This window comes from Thalassotalea fonticola (assembly GCF_032911225.1).
GTDB classification, from domain to species: Bacteria; Pseudomonadota; Gammaproteobacteria; order Enterobacterales; family Alteromonadaceae; genus Thalassotalea_A; species Thalassotalea_A fonticola.
Map to the genome: position 1 here is coordinate 3,128,841 of NZ_CP136600.1, position 24,730 is coordinate 3,153,570.

At 40.9% G+C, this 24,730-nt stretch carries 16 protein-coding genes; 4 read left to right on the plus strand and 12 right to left on the minus strand.

Annotation, left to right across the window (positions count from 1 at the left end; genetic code table 11):
* Positions 1 to 44 precede the first annotated feature (44 nt).
* Positions 45 to 2,111 (minus strand): S9 family peptidase, encoded by a 2,067-nt coding sequence (locus tag RI844_RS12695; RefSeq protein ID WP_348395042.1) that lies wholly within the window; start codon positions 2,109 to 2,111, stop codon positions 45 to 47.
* Between the two features lie 138 nt (positions 2,112 to 2,249).
* On the opposite strand from RI844_RS12695, the gene RI844_RS12700 reads away from it, so the two are divergent.
* On the plus strand, positions 2,250 to 2,447 hold the full coding sequence (locus tag RI844_RS12700) for a hypothetical protein (protein WP_348395043.1): 198 nt from the start codon (positions 2,250 to 2,252) through the stop codon (positions 2,445 to 2,447).
* A 36-nt stretch (positions 2,448 to 2,483) separates the two neighbouring features.
* Here RI844_RS12700 and RI844_RS12705 read toward each other — a convergent pair whose 3' ends face one another.
* Positions 2,484 to 3,371 carry a LysR family transcriptional regulator gene (locus tag RI844_RS12705; RefSeq protein ID WP_348395044.1) on the minus strand — a complete coding sequence of 296 codons (888 nt, stop codon included), beginning with the start codon at positions 3,369 to 3,371 and terminating at the stop codon, positions 2,484 to 2,486.
* A gap of 115 nt (positions 3,372 to 3,486) precedes the next feature.
* On the opposite strand from RI844_RS12705, the gene metE reads away from it, so the two are divergent.
* Positions 3,487 to 5,757 carry a 5-methyltetrahydropteroyltriglutamate--homocysteine S-methyltransferase gene (gene metE / locus RI844_RS12710; protein WP_348395045.1) on the plus strand — a complete coding sequence of 757 codons (2,271 nt, stop codon included), beginning with the start codon at positions 3,487 to 3,489 and terminating at the stop codon, positions 5,755 to 5,757.
* 72 nt (positions 5,758 to 5,829) lie between these two features.
* On the opposite strand, the gene RI844_RS12715 is transcribed toward metE, so the two are convergent.
* A complete protein-coding gene (locus RI844_RS12715; protein WP_348395046.1) occupies positions 5,830 to 7,308 on the minus strand; it encodes a M20 family peptidase in 1,479 nt (492 codons plus the stop codon).
* 145 nt (positions 7,309 to 7,453) lie between these two features.
* On the opposite strand from RI844_RS12715, the gene RI844_RS12720 reads away from it, so the two are divergent.
* Positions 7,454 to 8,746 (plus strand): YdgA family protein, encoded by a 1,293-nt coding sequence (locus tag RI844_RS12720; RefSeq protein WP_348395047.1) that lies wholly within the window; start codon positions 7,454 to 7,456, stop codon positions 8,744 to 8,746.
* A 96-nt stretch (positions 8,747 to 8,842) separates the two neighbouring features.
* Here RI844_RS12720 and RI844_RS12725 read toward each other — a convergent pair whose 3' ends face one another.
* Genes RI844_RS12725 through hppD form a run of 3 tightly spaced genes read right to left on the minus strand, consistent with a single transcriptional unit; the run spans position 8,843 to position 11,497 of the window.
* Positions 8,843 to 9,850, minus strand: a complete 1,008-nt coding sequence (locus RI844_RS12725; protein ID WP_348395048.1) for a fumarylacetoacetate hydrolase family protein — start codon at positions 9,848 to 9,850, stop codon at positions 8,843 to 8,845.
* Entirely contained in the window at positions 9,850 to 10,410 is a 561-nt protein-coding gene (locus tag RI844_RS12730) for a VOC family protein (protein WP_348395049.1), read from the minus strand. The genes RI844_RS12725 and RI844_RS12730 overlap by 1 nt, the downstream gene beginning before the upstream one ends.
* Positions 10,411 to 10,420: 10 nt before the next feature.
* Entirely contained in the window at positions 10,421 to 11,497 is a 1,077-nt protein-coding gene (hppD, locus tag RI844_RS12735) for a 4-hydroxyphenylpyruvate dioxygenase (RefSeq protein WP_348395050.1), read from the minus strand.
* A gap of 128 nt (positions 11,498 to 11,625) precedes the next feature.
* Here hppD and RI844_RS12740 point away from each other — a divergent pair, with 128 nt between their 5' ends.
* Entirely contained in the window at positions 11,626 to 12,072 is a 447-nt protein-coding gene (locus RI844_RS12740; RefSeq protein ID WP_348395051.1) for a MarR family winged helix-turn-helix transcriptional regulator, read from the plus strand.
* Positions 12,073 to 12,139: 67 nt separating this feature from the next.
* On the opposite strand, the gene RI844_RS12745 is transcribed toward RI844_RS12740, so the two are convergent.
* The 6 genes from RI844_RS12745 to RI844_RS12770 all read right to left on the minus strand — a co-directional run bounded on the left by RI844_RS12745 (position 12,140) and on the right by RI844_RS12770 (position 24,583).
* Positions 12,140 to 13,789 (minus strand): right-handed parallel beta-helix repeat-containing protein, encoded by a 1,650-nt coding sequence (locus tag RI844_RS12745; RefSeq protein ID WP_348395052.1) that lies wholly within the window; start codon positions 13,787 to 13,789, stop codon positions 12,140 to 12,142.
* A gap of 35 nt (positions 13,790 to 13,824) precedes the next feature.
* Positions 13,825 to 14,652 (minus strand): glycoside hydrolase family 16 protein, encoded by an 828-nt coding sequence (locus RI844_RS12750; protein ID WP_348395053.1) that lies wholly within the window; start codon positions 14,650 to 14,652, stop codon positions 13,825 to 13,827.
* A 61-nt stretch (positions 14,653 to 14,713) separates the two neighbouring features.
* Positions 14,714 to 16,126, minus strand: coding sequence for a sulfatase-like hydrolase/transferase (locus RI844_RS12755; protein ID WP_348398350.1), 1,413 nt, complete (start codon positions 16,124 to 16,126; stop codon positions 14,714 to 14,716).
* A 22-nt stretch (positions 16,127 to 16,148) separates the two neighbouring features.
* On the minus strand, positions 16,149 to 19,430 hold the full coding sequence (locus RI844_RS12760; RefSeq protein ID WP_348395054.1) for a glycoside hydrolase family 2 TIM barrel-domain containing protein: 3,282 nt from the start codon (positions 19,428 to 19,430) through the stop codon (positions 16,149 to 16,151).
* Positions 19,431 to 19,460: 30 nt separating this feature from the next.
* On the minus strand, positions 19,461 to 21,011 hold the full coding sequence (locus RI844_RS12765; RefSeq protein ID WP_405054398.1) for a sulfatase family protein: 1,551 nt from the start codon (positions 21,009 to 21,011) through the stop codon (positions 19,461 to 19,463).
* A 242-nt stretch (positions 21,012 to 21,253) separates the two neighbouring features.
* Positions 21,254 to 24,583, minus strand: a complete 3,330-nt coding sequence (locus tag RI844_RS12770; protein WP_348395055.1) for a TonB-dependent receptor — start codon at positions 24,581 to 24,583, stop codon at positions 21,254 to 21,256.
* Between the last annotated feature and the right edge of the window lie 147 nt (positions 24,584 to 24,730).

Consider the following 24,730-nt stretch of genomic DNA (forward strand, 5'->3'; position numbering starts at 1 on the left):
TTAACCATTAAAAATGACCAGTTAGTTATGAGACTTGGTATATTTTATCTGTTTGTTACTTCTTTAGTTCGATATTTTTCAAACCAAGCCATTATATTACCGACCTTTTGAATTAAATTACTTGGTCTTCTGGCAATGCCATGCCCAGACTTTTTAATTTTCACCATAGCTGATTCTACCTTTTGCAGTTGCAGCGCTTGGTAGTATTGCTCGGTTTCACTCATTGGTGTGCGATAATCAAATTCGCCGGTTAATAACATGGTCGGTGTTTTCACATTACCTACCAATGATAACGGCGAACGTTCCCATAAGTGCCCAGCATTATCCCACGGCATTCCCGGCAGCCAGTATTGACTGAAATAAGCATAACCATCGGCGGTTAAGCTAAAACTCATCCAGTTAATCACTGGTTTGGCAACAACAGCAGCTTTAAAGCGGTTTGTTTTACCAATGATCCAAGCCGTTAATGTGCCACCACCTGAGCCACCAGTAACAAACAATTGCTCTTGATCGACATACCCCTCTTCTATAATGCCATCAACTACATCCATTAAATCGGTATAGTCATTTGATGGATAATTGTGATGAATTAAATTGGCAAAGTCCTCACCATAAGATGTGCTCCCTCTCGGATTGGCCCAAACAACCACGTAACCTTGTGCGGCCATCAGCTGTATTTCCATCGCAAAATTAGGACCATATGCAGCGTGTGGGCCGCCATGAATTTCAAGGATCAGTGGATATTTTTGGGCTGGGTCAAAGTTTGGCGGTAATGCAACCCAAGCTTCAATTGATTTTTCATCTAAGCTGGATATGACTGTTAAGCCCCTGACTTTTGCCATGGTTTTATGAGCAAATATATCCTCATTCAACATCGTTAATTTTTTAACTTCACCTTTGGTATTTACAATCGCTAAGTCGGCCGGTCTATTTGGGTTACCTTGCGTAAATACCACTCGGCCATCACCGACGGCTTTATAATCACCAGAGGTATATGGCCGACCTAAAGATTGACCACCAAGTGGAGTTTTCATTTTGGTTAACTGACCGGCTAAATCAACAAAGCCAAGTTGCTGTTGACCATGATCAGCAAATGAAAAATATAAGCCTGCACTATCTGCACTCCATTGAATGTTACCCACTGAGCGGTCAAGTGTTGGTGTTAAGTCGATATTATCTTTACCATCGATAGTCATCACACTTAAATGCATATTCTGACTACTGAGTTTTTTATCTACAAAACCTAAATAAGCAATGTGTTTACCATCAGGGCTAATTAACGGCCGAGCTTCTGGCCCTTGGCCTGTAGTTAATTGGGTAAATACACCGTCGCTGACATTAATGGCATAAATATCAGTTTCTCTTGGTCTTAATTGCCAGTTTTCATTGCGGTCTGCATCGATAATAATTTGCGTGCCGTCTTTGGTCCAGTTAATAGGCCCATTATGATGAAAATCGCCAGAGCTAATTTGTCTAGGGCTGCCGCCATCACTTGGCACCACATAAATATGGCTAAATCCGGGTTTAACATAGCCACCGCCATCGTTGCGATAATTAGTAGTATCTATGTAGGTAGCCGTTCCAGCCCATTTAGCGCCGTCTGGTTTTTTCGGCATGTCTTTAAATAACGACTTGCCCTTACTTGGCGTAAACATAGAAAACGCAATCTGCTTACCATCAGGAGACCAAGAAATTGCGCCGGGAGAGTGTTGTAAATTCGTAACTCTTGCTGTTTGGCCTGTATCCAGCCATCGAACATATAACTGAGTCGAACCTTCAAAAGCAGATGTATAAGCTAAGCGTTTACCGTCGGGGGAAAATATTGGTGAGCGATAACTTTCTTTGCCCGAGAGCAGTGGCCGGTGATTGCTGCCATTCAAATTCATTTGCCATATGCTAGTACGGGTATTATCGCCAATAATATCCATTGAGCGGCGCTCATAAATGAGCGTATTTTTATTCGGGTGAACTTGTGGAGAAGCTGCGTATTCAAGTTCAAAGACATCGTTATAATCAATAACTTCTGCTGCGTAAGCGCTGCCAGTTGCTGCCAAGCAAACCAACAATAACAAATTATTTTTTAATAATTTATTACTCAATATCCATTTCATAACTCTACCTTATAATTACTTAAATCAAACACTTAACAATTACAAAAAGTGTTTTATAAATTTACTTTAGCTTATAGACTGACAATAGTATATAAACTAGGAAGACGCCATAAATAAACAATACATAAGAGATTTATAATGAAGTTAATCATGCGAAGCGAATTTGATAATTTACGGTTGAATAATAAGCACAGCTATGAGGTTGATACCAACACAGACAAGCAAGTGGTAAAAATATATTGTGGTGAAATACTTATCGCCAAAAAAATAACACAAAAGAAATCGATTCGTTATTTTGCTATCAAGGGTTATAAAGACTACTTAACCGAAGAATAAACAACATGTGTTGTTAATTATTGCTAGTTTATTAAGTTATTTGCCACTAGTTTTCGCTAAATGAATTAGTTGCTCTAAATAGGCAGGCCTCTGCTCAGAGCTACGCAAACCAACATATATACACTTATGCACACCACTCTTGCCTAACCGAACCGCTTTTATGGGCATTTGTTGCTGAAACTCGTTAACTAGCCATAAAGGTAGTGCGGCGACACCTCGATTAGCGTTAACCATTTGTAACATTATCTCTGTATTTTCAATAGTTTTGTGTTTTTTAATACTCGCTCCGGCTGGAGTAATAAACTCATTGAATATATCCAGGCGGCTTATTTCAATAGGATAGGTAAGCAAAGTTTCGTCGGCCAAGTCATTGACATTAATCCATTGTTGATTGGCTAAACGATGCTGATTCGAGACCACCAACACTTGCTCATACTCAAAAACAGGTATGTATTGCAGGCCACTTTTGTGCAATGGGTCTGGGGTAATTAATAAATCAATATCGTACGATAACAAAGCCCCTAGCCCACCAAACTGAAACTCTTTACGAATATCTACATCAACGTCAGGGTATTGCTTTAAAAAAGGCGCAACCACCTTCAACAGCCACTGGAAACAAGGGGAGCATTCCATACCTATGCGCAAAGTTCCTCTTTGGCCAGCAGCAATATCTTGAATTTCTAATTCAGCATGTTCAAATTGTGGTAACAAGCGGTTTGCTAAGTTTAATATTCGCCGGCCTGATTCTGTCAATTGTAGCTTTCGTCCATCTTTGATCCATAGTTGTACAGCTAATTTTTGCTCCAATTTTTTAATCGAATGGCTTAAAGCGGATTGGCTCAAATACAGAAAATTAGCGGCCTCTGTTAATGTTCCTTGTTGATTTACCGCTCTTATTATTTCGAGATGATGGCGCTCTATCATGTTAAAACTTGCCTATACAGATGAATAAAATTCATAGAATAATGAATTAATACCAATATTATTAATTGAATTGGGTGTCTATTATAGCCATTAAATTAATCAAATGGATAGATAGATGGCTAAACTACATAATCTTGGTTTTCCTCGCATTGGCGAAAACCGACAATTAAAATTTTCACTTGAGCAATATTGGCAAGGAAAAATTGACCAATCAGCTTTACAAGTTAGTGCTAAACAAATTCGTGCTAATAATTTAGATCAGCAAAGTAACCTAGATTTTGCGCAAGTGGGCGACTTCTCTTTTTATGATCATATTCTTGATACCAGTTTTTTATTGGGTAATGTACCAGCAAGAGCAAACAGTAAAACTGATCAATACTTGGACGATTATTTCAGACTCGCGCGTGGACAAGCGCCAGGGGATGACAGTTGTTGTGGTATTGCCGCCGGCGAAATGACCAAGTGGTTTGATACCAATTACCATTATATTGTTCCTGAGTTTAATAAAGACACCACGTTTTCTTTACACGCAGACAAACTTATTAAACAGGTGCACGAAGCTAGAGCAAAAGGTTTTGTCACCAAGCCGATAATCATCGGACCGATTACTTATCTTTGGTTAGGTAAAGCCAAAGATGACATTAACCCACTTCACTTGCTCGATACCTTACTACCTGTTTATCAAGAATTATTAGATAAATTGGCTAAATTAGGCATTGAATGGGTGCAAATAGATGAACCTGCCTTAGTAACCGATTTAGACAATGAATGGTTATTAGCCTATCGCTATGCCTATCAATATTTAAAAGAGCGAGAAGTTAAAATATTGCTAACCACATACTTTGGCTCATTGGAAAGTAACTTGCCAATTGCTTGTCAATTGCCAATTGATGGTATTCACCTGGATGCAATACGCGGTAAAGCGGATATTAGCAAAGTACTGCCTCTGCTCAATTCACAGCAAGTTTTATCTGTGGGCATCATTGACGGTCGTAATGTTTGGAAAACGGATCTAAACAAAGCGTTAGATTTTATCGAACCGCTTGCTGAAAAGCTTGGTGATCGACTTTGGCTAGCGCCGTCATGTTCACTACTGCATGTGCCCGTTGATTTAGCTTTGGAAAAAAATATTCCTGAAGAGGTAAAAAACTGGCTAGCTTTTGCCAAACAAAAACTTGCTGAATTGACTCTGTTAGGAACCGCAATAAAATTTGGCCGTAGCAAAGTTGCTGCTGAACTTGCCGAGAATTCTTACTGTCTGACAGCAAGAAAATCTTCAGCATTAGTAAACAATACAGTAGTTACCAAGGCCGTTCAGCAAATACAAAAATCAGATAAACAGCGCATATCTGCTTATCGACAGAGAGCTGAAATACAGGCAACAAAATTCAATTTACCAAAGTATCCAACCACCACAATAGGTTCATTTCCACAAACCAGCGATATTAGAATCGCACGCCGAGAATTCAAACAAGGCAAGATAGACTTTAGCGTTTACCAACGACTGATCAAAGCTGAAATACAGCAGTGTATTGCCATTCAAGAAGAATTACAGCTTGATGTATTGGTACATGGTGAAGCCGAACGTAATGATATGGTTGAATACTTTGGTGAACAACTTTCAGGATTCGTATTCAGCCAGTTTGGCTGGGTACAAAGCTACGGCTCACGCTGCGTTAAACCGCCAATTATTTATGGCGATGTTAGCCGCCAATCCAGCTTAACTTTAGACTGGACCATTTATGCACAATCGTTAACAAAGAAACCATTAAAAGGCATGTTAACCGGTCCGGTAACCATCTTAAACTGGTCTTTTGTCAGAGACGATCAAAGTAGAAGTGAAACCTGTGAGCAAATTGCGCTAGCGATACGAGAAGAAGTGATCGAGCTGGAGTCAGCAGGTATTGGCATTATTCAAATTGATGAAGCCGCATTGCGTGAAGGACTACCATTGCGCAAAAGCCAGTGGCAGGATTACCTGAACTGGTCGGTTGACGCTTTCAAACTTTGCGCTAATGGCGTGCAGGACAATACCCAGATACATACGCATATGTGCTACTCCGAATTCAATGACATTATTGAAGCAATAGCAAATATGGATGCCGATGTGATCACGATAGAAACATCGCGTTCCGATATGGAGTTGTTAGATGTATTTGATCAGTTTTCTTATCCTAATCAAATTGGTCCAGGTGTATATGATATCCATACGCCAAACATACCGACGGTTGACTCTATAGTGCAGTTGATGGAAAGCGCTAAAGGGAAAATACCAGCCGAGCGATTATGGCTAAACCCTGACTGCGGCTTAAAAACCAGAGGCTGGCAAGAAGTTACGCCAGCACTTGAGAACATGATGGCCGCGGCACGTATTTTACGTCAATAATGATGAATTAATTTTCGGTACAAACCAATCCATACAGCCTCAAATTATTTTGAGGCTTTTTATTAACCGTGATTATTTCGGCGCTTCGTTATCGAACGATACTTTGCGCAATAATTCGTGAAAATATTGTATACCTTCGATGTAATCTTCAATTCTAATTCGTTCATTAATACCGTGCACCGTTTTGCGCGTTTCAGGGGTAAATTTAATCATCAAAAATCGATATACCGAATCTGTTAACTGATAAAAGTATTTCGAGTCTGTACCGCCCATTACTAAATAAGGGGCAACTAAAGCATCAGGGGCAAATTCTCGCACTGTCTGTGAAATCCATTTATAGCCATTTGATTGTATACTTGAAACTGTTGATGGATTGTTATTCATGTACAATTCATAGCTTACCCTGTCATCATCAATGATCTCTTTTACAGCAGCTAAAACTGTTTCATCTGTTTCACCGGGTAGTATTCTAAAGTTCACTACAACACTTGCTTTTGTGGGTAGAATATTTGATTTACTACTGCCTTTCATCATAGTAACCGCTGTTGTGGTACGTAAACCCGCAGCAGTACTTTGATTGGCTAATAACTTTTGTTTAATAATAGGCGCCATAAGCCATTGGTTAGCCATGGCAAACCGGGTTTTAAAGTCAGCATAACTACCTATAGCATTAAAGGTTAGGTTGGTATAACGCAATGTTGCAGGAAATTTATTGTCTTCGAGCTTTACTATTGCTTGCGCTAAAATACCGGCGCCGGTATTTTCTGGCGGCATTGATGAGTGCCCCCCATCTCGTTCGGCAATTAAACGAATATTCATAAAGCCTTTTTCAGCTATACCAATAATGCCAACCGGTTGTGCAACGGTATCAATATAACCTTCTAAAATAGCTCCGCCCTCATCAAGCACAAATTCAAAATAAACATCCTTATTTTGAAAGTATTCAGCAACTTTTTTTGCCCCTTGGCTACCGCCTATTTCTTCATCATGGCCAAAGGCAAAATACACCGTCCGTTTCGGTTGTTTTCCGGCAGATAAACTGAGTTCCATAGCTTCCATCAATGCCATTACTGTTGATTTATCATCTATTGCCCCACGCCCCCATATTTGGCCATCAGCTACGGTTCCGGAAAATGCTTGATGTGTCCATTTATCCAAGGTGTCTTGATCGACTGGCACTACATCCATATGGCCCATAAATAATGCCGGCTTTAAATTCGTGTCACTGCCTGGAAACTTATATACCAAGGAGTAATTATTAATAACCTCGCGATTGGCAACTTTATGAATCGTAGGAAAACTAGCCTGTAAATGCTGATGAAAAGTAAGAAATGGCTCAGGTACAACTGGCGCTGGATAGTCATGCGAAATGGTAGCTATTTGGATTGCTTTGGAGAAATTAGCAACCACTTTATCTTGATCAACCGCGACCCGTTTAGTTTGTATTTGTGGGTGATATTGTTGATCCTTAAATTCCGTATTGGCCCGATAAGCACCAAACAGATAAATACCGATAACAGCAAAAATTATCAAACCTATTAGTTTATTCATATTATTCTCTGTTAATTAACACAAACTTAATCAACATTAGCATAAGATAAGAAGAACACAAAAAGAGGCTTACCTTGGTCAATATTATTGCTATGATGATTTTTTGGATACTAATAAAAATAAAAAAACTATAAGGATAGTTACATTGAAAAAGAGATTAATTGCCACCGCTGTTGTATCGGGGTTATTGGTTGCACCATATTTTTCCGGCAAGTTGGCGCAAACGGAAATGGAAAACATGGTTGCGAAGATGCAAAACCTGCCAAATGCGACTGTAAGTATTAAAAATTATCATCGTGGATGGTTCAACTCTACAGCGGATATAGTAGCCACAATAACCCAAGATATTGCCGAGCAAGTACAACCTCTACAAATTACCGTAACGTCAAAGCAAACCATGCAACATGGTCCAGTTTTGTGGCAGTCAAACGGATTGGGGCTTGGCTTAGTTGATATCAATTATGATTTTGATATTGCGCATAATCAAACTGATGCATTAGATATTAGCCATACCTTCAGTGAAGATAAACTCGCAAGCTACGTGCGTATCGGTTTTAGCGGTGCCATGACTTCTTCAATAAACTTAAAGCCGTTTCAAATATCAACTGAACAAGGCACGTTTGATATTCACGCGATGAATGTTGATTCTGTGATGACTAAAGATGGCAAGCTACAATTTTCAGGTGATTGGCAAGGCGTAGACTTTAGTGAATTTGATGAAAAAGTTTTAGCCATTGGAAAAATGCAATTCTCAGCTGAACATCAAGTAGTTAGGGGTGACTTACTGAGTTATAACGCATTAACAGTTGGTGATACCAACTTCACTCTAGCCAATCTTGATATTTTAGGTCCAACACAAGCTGAACAAATCAGTATGAAAGACTTAAGCGTTATATCTGCTAGTCATGAAAAAGATGGCCTAATGTATGCTGATGCGGATATTAAAGTAGCCAGCATCAATGCTATAGGTCAAGAGTTTAAAGACTTCTCCTATTTAGTTAGCTTTAATAAGTTAGATTTAGATGTGTATCAAGAATTTCAAAATGTATTACTAAATAATAATGATCCACAAAATCAAATGCAATTGGTGATGGAGATTCAAGCTTTACTACCAAAACTTTTGGCTGCAGGACCTGAGCTTAAAATTAAAAAGTTTGGCATGAAAACCAGCCAGGGTGAAATTGACAGTCAGTTAAATATTGAATTCGATCAAAGCTTGCTAGATGCCAATAATCCAATGAGCATAATGATGGCCTTAAAAGCTGATGCTAATGGCAGCGCGCCGGTAGAGTTCTTTAATGCCATTGGTATGGCGCAAAATATTGAAGCATTAATAATGCAAAAAATGTTAGTTAGCGACGAAGATGAAGTAACCTTTGATTTTACTATTGCTAATGGCCAGGCATTAATTAATGGTATGCCAATACCGTTAGGCTAAATCTTAACGTTATTTACTCTAAAAGTAGACAAAAAATGCCGGATGAAATTGAATTCATCCGGCATTTTATTTATTTGAAACTAAATTTAGTTAAACTTAAGCTTCTACAACATCTTGGTTGATTTGGCCAAAAATAGATTGGCCATCGGCAGCAAACATTTCAATTTGAATGTTGTCACCAAAGCTCATAAATGGCGTGCTTGGTTTACCATTTTCAATGGTTTCAATCATACGAATTTCAGCAATACAACTGTAGCCTACACCACCTTCAGCAACGGGTTTGCCTGGGCCGTCGTTCAGTTTGTTGGAAACAGTACCCGAACCAATTACAGTTCCAGCTGCCAATGGACGAGTTTTAGCTGCGTGAGCAACTAATTGACCAAAGTGAAAGGTCATATCAACGCCGGCTTCTGGCTTACCAAATAGTTCATTATTGTACTTTGAGCATAATGGTAAGTGTAACTTACCATCTTTCCATGCGTCACCCAGTTCACTTGGTGTTACACAAACAGGGCTAAATGCGCTTGAAGGTTTAGATTGGAAAAAACCAAAACCTTTGGCTAATTCACCAGGAATTAAGCCACGTAACGATACATCATTAACAATCATTACTAAGTTGATGTATTTAAGCGCGTCTTCATTGCTAACGCCCATAGGCACATCACCGGTAATTACTGCAACTTCGGCTTCAAAGTCGATACCAAAACCTTCTGTTTGAGGCATAACAATTGGCGAGCGTGGTGCTAAGAAACTGTCTGAACCACCTTGGTACATTAAAGGATCAGTCCAAAATGTTGCTGGCATTTCAGCATTACGAGCACGGCGAACCAATTCAACATGGTTTACATATGCACTGCCATCGGCCCATTGATAGGCTCTTGGGAGTGGTGAATGACAAGCTGTTTGATCAAAATCTACACCGGCAATTTTACCTGATTCTAATTCAGCAAACCGTGCTTCTAATTGTGCTTCAACCGTTGCCCAATCATCTAATGCGGCTTGCATTGTTGGCGCAATATCAGTGGCACTTGCCATTTTAGTAAGCGCGGTGTTAACCACATGTAATTGGCCATCGCGACCTGATTTAATACTTGCTAATTTCATTATTTATCACCTAGAAAACTTTTTTCATCAAAATCAGCACCGTTGTGTAACCATGCAGCATGATTTGGTGCTTTTTTAGTTATTGCCCATTCATCTAACATGGCTGGTGCAACACGCTTTAGTTCTGCCATCATACCTGGTTTTGCCGTCTGTGCAGCAAGCTCCATACGATGGCCATTTGGATCAAAGAAGTAAATTGATTTAAAGATAGTATGGTTAACTGGGCCCAACACTTCAACACCAGCATCTTCAAGTTTCGTTTTAGTCGCTAATAACTCATCCATAGACTCTACTTCAAAGGCAATATGTTGTACCCATTCAGGCGTATTAACATCACGTCCCATTTTCGGAGAGTTAGGTAATTCAAAGAACGCCAATACATTACCCTGACCTGCATCTAAAAATACATGCATGTATGGATCTGGTGCCTTTGTTGATGGTACTTCGTTTTCAGCAATTGCTAATTGAAAATCCATACCTAACATGTCGCGGTAAAATTCTACCGTTTCTTTTGCGTCATTGCAGCGATATGCTACATGATGAATACGCTTGATAGCCATAATCTACCTCTTACTTGTCTTGACCAATTACGCCACGTTCAATTTGATCGCGCTCAATTGATTCAAATAATGCTTTAAAGTTACCTTCACCAAAACCTTCATCTTCTTTACGTTGAATAAATTCAAAGAAAACTGGCCCTAATAAAGTATCAGAGAAAATTTGTAATAGTAAACGTGGTTTACCGTCACCAGTTGTACCATCGACTAAAATACCACGAGGTTGTAATTGATCAATTGGCTCGCCGTGACCTGGAAGGCGATCTTCCAACATGTCATAGTAAGTGCCCGGAGGGGCTGTCATAAACTTGATGCCCTGCGCCTTAAGTTTATCCCAACAAGCAACAATATCATCACAAGCAAAAGCGATATGTTGAATGCCTTCACCGTTATATTTCATTAGGTATTCTTCAATTTGACCGCCGCCGCCAGCTTCTTCGTTTAATGGAATACGAATTTTTCCATCCGGAGCTGTCATTGCTTTTGACGTTAAGCCAGTGTATTCACCTTTAATATCGAAGTAACGAATTTCACGGAAGTTAAATAAGTTCTCGTAGTATTCAGCCCAGTAAGCCATACGACCACGGTAAACGTTATGAGTTAAGTGATCTAGCGTATGGAAACCACAACCTTCAGGGTGACGGTCTACACCTTCAATCCAGTCAAAATCAATATCATAAATAGTGTTAGTACCTTCATATCTGTCGATTAGATATAAAGTAGCACCGCCGATACCTTTAATTGCCGGTAAACGTAATTCCATTGGGCCAGTTGTTACTTCAATAGGTTGAGCGCCTTGCTCAATAGCACGGTCGTAAGCTGCTTTTGCATCTTTAACACGAAATGCCATGCCACATGCTGATGGACCATGTTCTTGCGCATAGTAATCAGCATGGCTTTTTGGCTCATAGTTGCTGATTAAATTGATGTCGCCTTGACGCCATAATTCAACTTGCTTTGATTTGTGTTTAGCAACCAGGGTAAAGCCCATAGATTCAAATACCGGCTCTAAAATGCCACGCGTTGGTGCGGTAAATTCTACAAATTCAAAGCCATCTAGGCCCATTGGGTTTTCAAATAAATCAGTCATGTTCTCTCCACCATGTTGAGCACTATATAAATTGTTGCTGCGCTCTTATCTTAGTTATATGTTATGATTAGTTACAGATGAAACCATTTTAGTTTCATCTGTAACTAATTACAATCAAGGCACGTGTTATGACCACAGCAAATGATGGCACTTTATCTTTACAGCAATTTCTACCGTATCGCTTGTCTGCGTTGGCCAACCGTATTTCTCAGTCGTTAGCAATTAAATATAGCAAACAATATGGAATTAGCGTGCAGGAGTGGCGTATTTTAGCTGTGCTTGGCGAGGGAACTAAACTTTCCGCCGTAGCGATTACGAATCGTATTGCGATGGATAAAGTAGCAGTGTCTAGAGCGGTGAAAAGGCTAATAGAAAAAGGCTTGGTAATTAAGCACTTAGACAGTAAAGATCAACGCAGCCATGAATTGGCTTTATCTAATGAAGGTATTGAGATGTACCAACAGCTTGTGCCAATTGCCTTAGAGCATGAGCAACAAGTGACTGACAATCTCACTTTAAAAGAACAGCAAAGCTTACTTAAGTTGTTGAGTAAGCTGGATAATGCGCCGCTATAACGATAATGTTGATGTAAACAATTCGATACACTTGTGCAACAACTCCTACTTTTTGGCTGAAATTAATCTATTGAATCTCAATCGCCCCTAAATCAGGCTTGTTGCGAATTGGATTATTCAATATATCCCGATTTACCTTAAAGCCGATTTCCAATCCAATGTTATCGCCTGGCAAAGCTTTTATTGCAATGCCTTTACCCTTAATTAATGAAGCAGCTGTCGGGCGATAATCGCTCTTATTTAATCCGCCAGCGTTGATAAATCTGGCATTACCAAACAGCGGATTGCTATCTTTGATGGCTATGTCGCTTGGCCAATTTTTCTGATTTAAAAACAGGTTGTTGGTAAATACAACATTTTCTATCGGCTGGTTGTTGGCAGTATCCGCCCGGTATTGATCACCCAACACGGCTTCACTTTTACCGACAATATGAAAAATATTATTGGCGATGAGAATGCCTTTTGCTTTGTTATCGATCGCAATTTTAGAGATTATGGTGTCATCAACATATATGGTGTTGTTGTAAAAATAGCTATGAAATGGACCACTTCGTGTTTTATTTTTTCCGCGGTAACCACTCAGCCAGAAGGTTTTGCCCTGTTGAAATGCCCCATCTACACCTTTCACTCGTCGGCCATCATTTACACTAATGTTGTAACGATAGGCGTTGTTAAAATTGTTGCCTAAGATCTCACAAAAACCACCTGCATTGTTGGCGCTAAAATTGTATTGCACCACTACATTGCTGCAGTTGAAATCGATATGCACCCCGGCCGAATCCCCTGGACCATTGGCATTTTTAAACTCATTATGTTCAATCAGGATGTTATCGCTGCCCCAGGTCCACAAACCGCTGCCGCGGCCCCACTTTCTTGAATCATTATTACTGCCCGAATAATTCACTCGGTTGTGCGCGAAGTAGCCATTTTTGACACCGCTTAGCTGTATACCTGGTCCACCCGTTTTCAGCACGTCATTATTAATCACTCGAACGTCTTCAATATTTTGATGTTTTGAGGTGAATTTGATACCGGTGTGAGATACGTTTGAAATGGTGCTGTCGCTGATCTCCAGGTCTATGAACGACGCTCGTTTTAAGTTATTGATGACTCGAATTCCCCAGCCATAACTTTGTTTACCATTGGCGGTTTTGACTTCATCGCTGCCGCGTTGAAAACCCGCCTGATGATAAAAAACGTCCTTTATTTGCAAGCGCTTTAATACGATGCCCGGATACTCTCCCGGCAGTGTGGTTTTCACTAACACCCCCAGTCGCATCGCCGGCTTCGCCTTATATTTAACAACTTTATTGTTATGAGCAACAATTGGGGTAATTGCAGACAAGGCTAAATCGCTTACTTCGATATAGCTGCTATTGATTAACGAAAGTGCCGTGTGCTCTTTGCCGGCATCAATGTAAGCGGACTGATCGTTAATGCCCGTCTGAGCATAACTAGAAACTCGTATTGGCTTGTCTGGCTGACCATGTTGCCCGCTTAGTAACAATTCACCATAAAATTGCTGTCCTTTAGCCAATAACAAATTATCACCGGGTTGATAATGTTGCTGACTCGCTTTGCTTAAAGTTTGCCAAGCATCAAACTGAGATAAACCCGAGTTCTTATCATTCCCCTGAGGATGCACATAATAATCTGCTGCGTATACATTGCTGATCAAGGCAATAATTATCATCATGGCGGTTATTATTCGCATCATAATTTTTCTCATTTAGTTGTTAATTCAATCTGCTATTATTTTTGATAAATACGAACATAATCAATTTCATAACGCGACGGAAAATAGCTCTGAGCAGGGCTCCCGCCTTGCTCTCCACCAATAGCCAGGTTCAGAATAAGATAATGCGGCTGTTGAAATGGATGACGTGGCACTACGCCTGCCGGGTTAACCGCCTTGGTGAGGTCAATGGTATTGATTAACTCACCATCGACAAACAGTTTGATCGAATTTTTATTCCAATCCATCCGCCAAAGATGAAAATCTTGATCCCACCCCTTATTTTTAAAACTTGTCAGCGGTACTTTTACAGTATCCCAAATCGCTTTGTTATCGCCCCAGGCGGCATTTGCCAAAATTTGCCCCTGATAATATTCCATCAGATCAATTTCGCCTTTGCTTGGCCAGTTTCCGGTATTGCCGAGGAACCATATCGCCGGCCATAATCCATCTTCTGCACGAATTTTGGCTCGCACTTCAAAACGACCATACAACCAGCTATGTTTGCCTTTGGTGGTAACTGACGCCGAGGTATAGTCAATATGTGCTCTGCTATTACGCCAGTTTTCGCTATTGGCTTGATATTTTGGATTTAGTTTTGACTCACGTCGACCTTCAATAATCAGCAATCCGTCATCACAATAAGCATTGTCCTGTTGATACCACTGCAATTCATGGTTACGCACAAAACCTTGTTCATAATCCCAGTCGGCATTGCTTAATCTATTCTGACAGTTAAATTCGTCTTGCCACACCAGTTGATAATCCCCTAACTCCGCGGGGCTAGACCAACTTAGTGGGGCCAGCAAAGTTAGACAAAAAGCAAAGTAGCAATATGTTTTCATAAGGACCTCATCGGAGTTGGGCAAACAATTGCATTACCCAACCAGTTAACCAAAAAGTCTATTATTGTTTATCTACCGAGGTAAATATTGAATAACGCTCACGGTTTTGTTTTATCCATTTCGAATGGGTTAAAAACACCGGTGCCTTTAGTTCATTTTCCCAAGCGAATAGTTTCTTCATTAATGACCTGACCAACTCTGGTTTGGAACCGGCTAAGTTATGCTCTTCAGCAAGGTCATTAGATAAATCATAAAGTACCGCCGGTCTATCTGGGTAACGTACTAACTTATAATCGTTATCACGAACCGCGGCAAACGCCGACCGACGCCAAAATAGCGTTTGGTGCGGTTGTTCCGAATTTTTTTCAGATAAAAATGGTAACAAATCAACGCCATCAATTGGATTTTTACCTACTAAGTCAGCTCCGGCAGCAGCTAACGCTGTTGGTAATATATCTAAAGAGGAAATCATCTTTTTATATTCACTATTAGCTTTAATTTTACCCGGCCAGCTCATCGCAAAAGGAACCCGTACACCGCCTTCATAAAGGGTACCTTTCACGCCGGAAAATGGCTTGTTAATCGAAAAGTTATAATCTGAGGGGCCACCATTGTCATTTAAAAATACCACTAAGGTATTTTCCGTTAACGCAAATTCATCCAGTGCATTCATCACCTCACCAACTGACTCATCAAGCGCTAAAGTCATGCCAGCTAAGGTACGACGATTTTTATCTTTGATATGACTGAGCAGTTCTTCATGCTCGGGTTTCGCTTCCATTGGTGCATGCACTGCCGTATAAGACAGATATAAAAAAAACGGCTGCTCCTGATTTCGACGTATAAAATCGATAGCTTCATCACCCAATTTATCGGTTAAATAACCTTGATAATTTTCGGCATTTTGATTTCGATAAATACGACGATAATCGGTATTTTGCTTGTCGTTTTCCCAATAGCTTCGTCCACCACCCAATAAACCATAAAACTCATCAAAGCCACGCTTATTCGGATGAAACTGCGGCTCAAGACCCAAGTGCCACTTACCAATTAAACCCGTACGATAACCCGACGCTTTCAAATGGTCGGCAATGGTTTTTTCGCCCACTAACATGCCGCTGTATTCGGCGGTGTCGCCTGGCTCTGGCGTTACCGGCAAATTGTATTCATGACCAAATCGCTGTTGATAGCGACCGGTTAGCATACCCGCACGCGACGGGCTACACACAGAAGCCGTAACGTAGGCTTGCGTAAACTTAACGCCACTGTCGGCCAATTTATCAATATTAGGTGTGGCAAAGTTTGCTTTACCAAAGATATTGCCACTAAAACCAATATCAGCATAGCCGGCATCATCCGACATGATCACGATAATATTAGGTTTAGACTCTGCTCTTACCGGGGCGATCGTTACCGCCATGACTAAGCCAAGGACATTCATTGCCAATGTTAGTAAATTTCTCTCTTTAAACATGTTCACTTATTACTCCTATTTACTACTTTGACAACGGCTTAAAGAAAAATACAAATTGGTAATCTTTAGGCGGTATTAAATATTCTTGATGCGGTTTAGCACCCCAACTATTGTCACCGCCCACGCCCATATGCAAAGCATCAAGTCTAAGGGTGGTAACCGCTTTTTGCGGTACTTGCGCAGAGTGTTTTGGGATTACTTTGCTATCAAATAAATCAAACTTTTCAAAAGGCAATGCCGAGAATGAGAACAGTTGCTCAGACGTCACCAAAAAACCGGCGCCGGTTTGGTTGGTTAACGACACCCAGCGGGTATCAGATTTAGTGCCAGATTCTTGTGGTCTAGAATAATCGTGCACTTGCTCATTCACCAGACCTTGATATTCAGCCACTGCCGCACTTTGTTTTCGGTCGGCATAATTCTCAAAAGGGCCGCGGCCAAACCAATTAACCTGGCTAAACCCTGGCGCAAGTTGCAAGTGTAATCCCACACGTGGCAAAACCTTCAAACCAGATTTTAACGGCGTGAGTTCGCTGGCAAGCTTAAATTGACCATAACCGTCAAATGTATAGGTTAAGGTTAAATCTGCGACATCACCAGCCAGACGATAGCTGGTGGTCACGGATAGCTGATTGTCAGTAATTTCACTCACAGCTATGTTTGTCAGTTGTTGGTTCTTTGTAGCACGAAGCCACTCATTGTTCTTCTTAACCCAGGCGCGATCATTATCGGTTAAGGTGCGCCAAAAATTTCCGCTAATGCCGGCACTAATCAACTCAACACCTTGATAAACGAATGAAGCTAACTGACCATTGTGCTGATTAAAAGTTGCTGAAAATTGTTCTGCTGAAACCTGCAATTCACCACCCTCTTCAGTATATTGCAATGGTTTTTGACTGCTCAGTACATTGGCAAAGCGCGGACTGGTCAATTCGAACTGGTGCCAGGCAACAACATGATTAGTGTCTATCAGAGGGTGGTGTTCGCCTGTTGCTGTGGCCTTTACCGTCAAATGATATTCAGCATTGTTGCTGATAGATTGGTTGAAACCAAGCAGCTGAACTTTAGCGCTTTGACCGGCTGGTACATTGAATCGGGCAATATCACCGGAAGCGATAAGCTTGCCATTTTTCGACAAATCCCAGGAAAATTGCAAATGCGAAACATCACTGAAGTTGTAGTGATTGGTTACCGTGAGTTGCTTATTCTCTCGGTCAAAATCGGAAAAATAAAGTGGCTGATATATTTTTTTCACTTCAAATAAGTGCGGATTCGGCGTGCGATCCGGTTGAATTAAGCCGTTTGCCAAAAAGTTGGTATTACTTTTCTGTTCGCCAAAATCACCGCCATAGGCCCAATACTCTCGCCCTTCGTTATCCACTTCGGCAAAGGTTTGATCTACCCAATCCCAAATAAAGCCGCCTTGCAATTGCTTATGCGCGTACATTACCTGCCAATACTTGTCTAAATTACCCATACTGTTACCCATGGCATGGGCATATTCGGCCATGATCAACGGGCGTTCAGGGTTGGTTTTAATATAATTGGCAAGCTCCCAAATACTGTCATACATTGGCGTATAGATATCGGAATAATCGACTATTTTATGGCCTTCAACTGTACCCCAGCCGCCATAGGTGACGGGGCGAGTTGGATCATTTTGCTTTATCCATGTTGCTGCATCAGAAAAAGCCTGACCAAGCCCCGATTCATTACCTAAAGACCAAAAGATCACCGAAGGATGGTTTTTATCACGCTCTACCATTCGGCTTACTCTGGCAAGATGAGCCGCCTGCCACTCAGGTTTAAAGCCCAGGTGGTGGTGTTTTTGACTCTGCGCTCGATTAAATTTCGATTTTGGCTTTTTAATTACCACTTTATCATCAATTTGCTGACGCTGATCCGGCTGATTACCAATTTGCATGTATTTATGCGCCTCGATGTTCGCTTCATTTAACACATACAAACCATATTGATCGGCTAGTTGGTAGAAATAACTATCATTGGGGAAATGGGCGGTACGCACGGCGTTGATATTGTTCTGCTTCATTAACAATACATCTTGCAACATCGAGTCTTTGGTTAACGTTCTGCCGCCTTGTGGATGGTGTTCCACTCGATTGACACCACGAATAGTCACCGGCACACCGTTGACTAAAAACAGGCCATCCTGCATCTTTAAGTTGCGAAAACCTACCGGTTGTTCAATCGCTTGCAGTAATTGCCCTGACTGGTCTAACAGTTGTAATTTCAACGTATACAAGTGAGGTTGTTCAGCGCTCCACTGTTTCACCTTGGCAATCTTTTCGGAAAACGTTACCGCAGTGGCATTATTTTTTATGCTACTTTGCTGTTGATAAATGCTGTTGCCATTATCGAGTAATTCCACTTGCACACTACCGGTGATGTTTTGCTGTTGATGATTGGTTAAATCCACCTGCAGATTTAGCAGACCCTGTTGATAGCTATCATCCAAATCTGCCGTTACGGTGAAATCGCTGATGCGAGTATTCGGGGCAGCATAGAGATATACGTCTCTCTCGATGCCGCTTAGACTCCAGCCATCCTGATCTTCTAAATAACTGCCGTCCGACCAGCGGTAAACTTCTATTGCGATTTTATTTTCACCGACTAATAAATAATCGCTAATATTAAATTCTGCCGGCAGTTTAGAGCCTTGGCTGTAACCTACTTTGTTGCCATTAACCCAAAGGTACATTGCCGAGTTCACCGCACCAAGATGAATAAATACTTGTTGATCCTGCCAATCTTGCGGCACTTTAATGTGTTTAATATAAGAGCTGACCGGGTTATAACTGTGGGGAATATTGGGTTGCTGTGCCGGGAACACGTATTCAATATTCATATAATGAGGAATGCCATAACCTTGTCTTTCGACATTACCAGGCACATTAATGCTACTCCAGGCAGAGTCATCAAAATCAGTTTGGTAAAAGTCCACCGGTCTTAACGCCGGTTTCTCGACCCAATTAAATTGCCATTTACCGTTTAACGATAAAAATCGCTTTGAATTTATCGGTTTACTATCTACAGCCAATTCAGCCGATTCATAGGCAAAAAAAGATGCATGAGCAGGCTGCTTATTGATTTCAAATATTTCCGGATTTTCCCAGTCAACCGTCGACTGTTTGGTTGCACTTACTGTCGAGGCTTCTCCCTGTTCATCTTTTGCACAGCCCGTCAATAAGCCAAAACAAAAAGCCGCCAGTGCCACTTTGCTACGTGTTAACTTTATAGGATGAGCGTTTACCTTGGCGGTAAAATAGTTTATGCATTTAGGCATCATTATACTCCAATGAATTGTTGCGCTAGTTTAGTAACCTGAATTAATTATTTCAGTCAGCCTAAGCTGCATTTGTTGAACAAGTTTTGGATTCGCACTAGCAAGGTTATTCTGCTCAGTAATGTCTTTTGAAAGATCAAAAAGTTGTGGCTTTTCAGCAAAACCACCTTCGATGTTCTTATGAGCTAAAAATGCTGCAACATTGTTATTTTTTACTGGTGCGATATATTTCCACTGGTTAACCCGCAGAGAGTTAGTCGCCACCGATTCCTCTATCAATGCCTCTCTAGCTATTTCCTCTTCACCCAGCAATACAGATAAATATTCAACGCTATCTACTGCTTCATTATCTTCGAGTTTTACGCCAACTAGTTTTGCCACAGAAGCGTAAATATCCATTTGCGACAATAATGCATCACTTACCTTAGGCTTTACTTTTCCAGGCCAGTAAACAATGGTAGGCACTCGGGTGCCGGCTTCAAAGGCACTGTATTTTCCACCTCGAAATGGTCCCCATGGCTTATGATCACCAAGCAATTCGATTGCCTGGTCGTCATACCCATCGGTTAATACTGGGCCATTATCACTGGTGAAGATGATTAAGGTGTTCTCGGCTAGACCTAATTGTTCAAGCTCGCTCACTACTTTGCCGGTCATCCAATCCATTTGCGCTATCGCATCGCCACGCGGCCCCATACTACTTTTCCCTTTAAACCTTGGATGCGGCAAACGAGGAACATGAATATCATGGTATGAATGGAACAAGAAAAACGGCTTGTTTTTGTTTGCGTGGATGAAATCAATCGCTTTGCCAGTAAAAACATCAGGGAAGTCTTCGTCTACCCAAAGAGCAGATTCACCGCCGCCCATAGTACCAATGCGACTAACGCCGTTAATGATGGTTTCACTGTGTTGCTCATCGGCTACAACTCTTGCTAAATCTGGACGTTCTAAACGAGTTGGACGCTCGCCGACCTTGCCTTTATAGCTTACGCTAATTGGATCATTAGGGTCTAAATTTACCACTTTGGTGTTTTCAAGATAAACCGTTGGTACCCGATCGCCAGTGGCAGGTAGTAAGAAGCTATAATCAAAGCCGATATCAAGTGGTCCTGGGCTCACATCGCCATTCCAGTTAACATCTCCGTCGCCTAAACCAAGGTGCCACTTACCAATGACCGCGGTTTGATAACCCGCTTTTTTTAGCATTGCCGGTAATGTTGCTTTTCCTGGACGAATGAGTGAAGGTGCATCTCCTGGCAAAATTGCCGCATTATTGCGAAAGCCATGTTCACCGGTTAACAGTGAATATCGAGAAGGGGTACAAGTGGCCGCTGAGCTATGGGCGTCGGTAAACCTAACACCATTTTCGGCAAGCTTATCAATTGATGGCGTTTCTACACCGACGGCTCCATAACTGCCGACATCACCATAGCCAAGATCATCAATATAAAAAATAACGATATTGGGTTTAGTATTTTTCTCATGCAGCACATGGTTACCATGATTAACCTCATCACCACAACCCATTTGCAGTAACGCCAGAATTGCTGTGCTGAGCGCAGATATTTTTTTTAACATTATTATTTCTCTTTGAACAATTTAAATGAATGCTGTTTGGATAAAAAATTATATTTTTAGAAAACCTTTCGCTTCAACTTAATAAGACGAATAAGGTGTTAATTTCCGCCATATAAATTTAATGTTTTCGAAAAAGTTATTGCAGAGGGGGACTACTGAGCAAAAATTGTTGAAGGAAACATATGGGTGCGATGTAAAGGGTTAAAAATTGAAAAACTGCTAATTTATAATTCTACGGACGATTAAAAACGATAGACTAAACCCAGGTTATATTTGACCCCGGATTCAGCAATGTAATTGACCAACTTTTCGTACTTCATATAGCGTTCTGATCTTGATTCGTTAAGATTTATGGCCGAGAAGTTGATTTTTAAATTACCGTTAATAGAATAGTTTGCCGTTAAATCTAACTGGCCTCGTGCTTTTTCTATTTCAGGTAGTGTTTCTGGACGGTTAAAACCAAGCGCAACACTGGGTCTGCGCACAAAGTCATCGCGCCAATTATAGGCTAGACGGATGCTAAAAGTATCATCATCATAGTAAGCGGCTAAGTTATAACTATGCTCTGACAAGCCAACACGGCCAATTGGATCGCCTTCTTCATCAAAGTTATTTGAGTCTTCATCGGTATAGGTGTAGTTGATGCCAAACCCAGTATTTGACAACAAGCTTTGCAAGTGAGCGAAGGAATGTTGTAGATTCAGCTCAACGCCATTTATTAAGGTGCCTTCTTGGTTTTGTGGCTGAGTCGCCAAGAACAACTGACCGCCAATTTCCACCGCCATTTTATCCGCAGCATCAACAAAAATAACCGATTCTAAATCTTTACTAAACAGGGCAGCAGAAAACATACTGCTTTTCGAGTAATACCATTCATAAGAAATATCGTAGTTGATTGTTCTGATTGGCTCCAATTTTGGATTACCCATATTGGCTGTTCCGACATAACCTTCTATATCAGCGTTATAATTCAGCCTAATACTTGGAGATAAATCAGCTAAATTAGGACGAGAAATGGCTTCATAAGCGGCAAAACGAATTAACATTTCATCAGTTAAACTCAAATTAAGGTTCAATGATGGCAATACATCTTGGTAATTACCATTCAAGCTAACCCATGAAAAGCTTGTAGGCATGCCGGCAACTGGAGCATTTTGCAAGTAACCTGAAGATTCTGTATCAGTGACTACGTATCTAACACCGAAATTACCAAAAAATGGCATGTCTCCCCAAAAAGTATAAAAGTCGGCTTTAAAATAAACCGCTTCGGTGTCTTCTACTACATCATAGCGTGAACCTTCAGTTTCATAATACCCCGAGCCTGAATTAGGGTTAATCGCCCTGATATCATGCATGTTAAAATACTCAGTAAAGGTATCACTACCACAACGAGTTGTCGTCCAGCTGCTCGGTAAGTTACTCCTGCCGACATCTATACCGTCATGAGTAAAACATTGCATCAGATCGATTGCAGTTTGAGCATCTTCAGGATCATCATTAGCATCTGGATTTACTTTTATCTGTTGAATATCAACCGCAGTAACTAACCCATTGGCGGTAAAACCATCTTTTTGGTTGGAGTTGATATAAGAGGCACGTTCAAATTCTCGAGTCGCGACTCTGGCACCTACTTTTATTGATGTAAAAAAATCACCTTCAAGATCATAGGTGAAATCTAATTTGTAGGCCGAGTCTTCATTTTGGGTATCATCGGCATTTCTTTGCATCTGGAAATAATTCAACCGGTCATAAGATAAACTGGTTGGATCCAATGCGACTAGCTCATTAAAACTGGTTGCTGGTTGCAAGCCATCAGCAGGGTGTTGTGGCGATTGGTAAAACGTGGCATTTGGAATATCGCCATTGCTAAAATCATAAGCAACGAGACCAGCCCAATCAGCGGGATCAATATTACTATTTGAGTCCCAATCATAACCCATGTTTAATTGTGCCTGTTTGGTTTTACTTGAACCGTTCGAGGTACTGAAGGCAAATTCTGTTAGCAGGTCGTTGCTGAGTTGGTAGTCTACACCAACCGTGACGTTTTCGGACTCACGCCAGGTATTTCTGACCGAAGGCGCACCGCCCATCCTAACGCTCGTCGCGCCTATCAAGCCACTTTCAAGCATATAAGTATCATCACTAACGGGCGTTAAACTGTAATCCGCGCCATTAATGGGAAACGAACGGGCGGCGTTAAACGCCAGACTCATCTGTGAGCCATATAAATCTTCGTCACTATCAGCCGTTGAATAATCAAAGTAAACATTTACCTTGTCACTTGGTTGCCATTGCGAAGTAAAGTTTAAAGAGTCTCGTTGTGATTCAACATAACGTGAAAAGGTTCTTATACCGCCGGGCGTATAATAATTATCGTGTTGATCAACAACGCCATCTTGGTTTACGTCAATACCATAAACAGTATCGCCATTGTCGTCATCGCTACTTAAATATTGAAACGACCCATCGGCTAAAAATTGATTGTTGCTATTATTGCCCGCAGGGATTTGGCCACCACTTCGACGAAACCATTGCGCCGGGGCAGCGCCAAAACTGCCACCACCAAACACATCGGTTTGACTGATGATTTCTTTATGGCCAAAATTGATGACAAACCCCACATCACCCACAGCCGTGTTTCTAAAGTTTTTCGCAAAAAAACCACTGAAATCAGGTGCGGTTTTGTCGCTAAATTCATTATATTTAACCTTGGCGGTAATTGAGCCAACTTGATCATCCTGAATATTTAACGGCCGTCGAGTTTTTAAATTAATGGTACCACCGAGCGAACCTTCTATTTTATCAGCGGTTGGCGCTTTTAATATCTCGATAGCAGAGAATAGTTCTGATGGAATGTCTTGAAAATTAACACTGCGATCGGCGCCAGAGCCTGATGCCGTCTGCCCGTTGATCTCGACATTGTTATTAGAAAGGCCACGTATTTGTATCGAGGTACCTTCGCCATCTGGCGCTCGCGTCATTTGAATGCCAGTAACCCGTTGCAGTGCTTCAGCAATGTTTTCATCGGGTAACTGGCCAATATCTTCGGCTGAAATACTGTCTTTGATTTCGGTGGAAAAGCGTTTATCGTTTATCGATTGGGCAATACTGCCTCTGACACCTGAAATAGTAATAACTTCCATTTCATCTTTTTCTGAAATGTTCTTTTTAGTTATTTGAGTCATGTCTGACGAAGATGTAATGCCGCTCTCCTCGTCTGAAGTAACAGCCGCGGCTTCATTATTGCTTAACTGCGTATCGCCAAAATTTTGTTCTATAACGATAGAAAATAGCCCACTATCACCCATTTCAGCTTTAAGACCAGTATCGGCCAATAACACTGTTAACGCTCGGGAAACTTTATACCAACCCACAACTTCATTAGTTGTTACTCCCTCAAGCTTATCCAAAGGAAACAGTAAAGTGATATCAGCCTGTTCAGCAAACGCTATAATTGCCGAATCAGCATTCTGTTTAGGCAGGTTGAAATTTACAATGGTATTTTTGCTATTGGCAAAGGTTGTAGTCGATATAACCATCAGTAATATTGCGAGTAAATTTGACCTTTGCATACAAGTCGAATTTTTACGCCACTTTAACACAATCAAAAAATTAAACATTAGTTTGACTGACGACATTTATTTATAAACAACATTAAAATGCATCCGCAACAATTAAACATAACCAACTGAAATATCTACATATTTAAAACATACTTA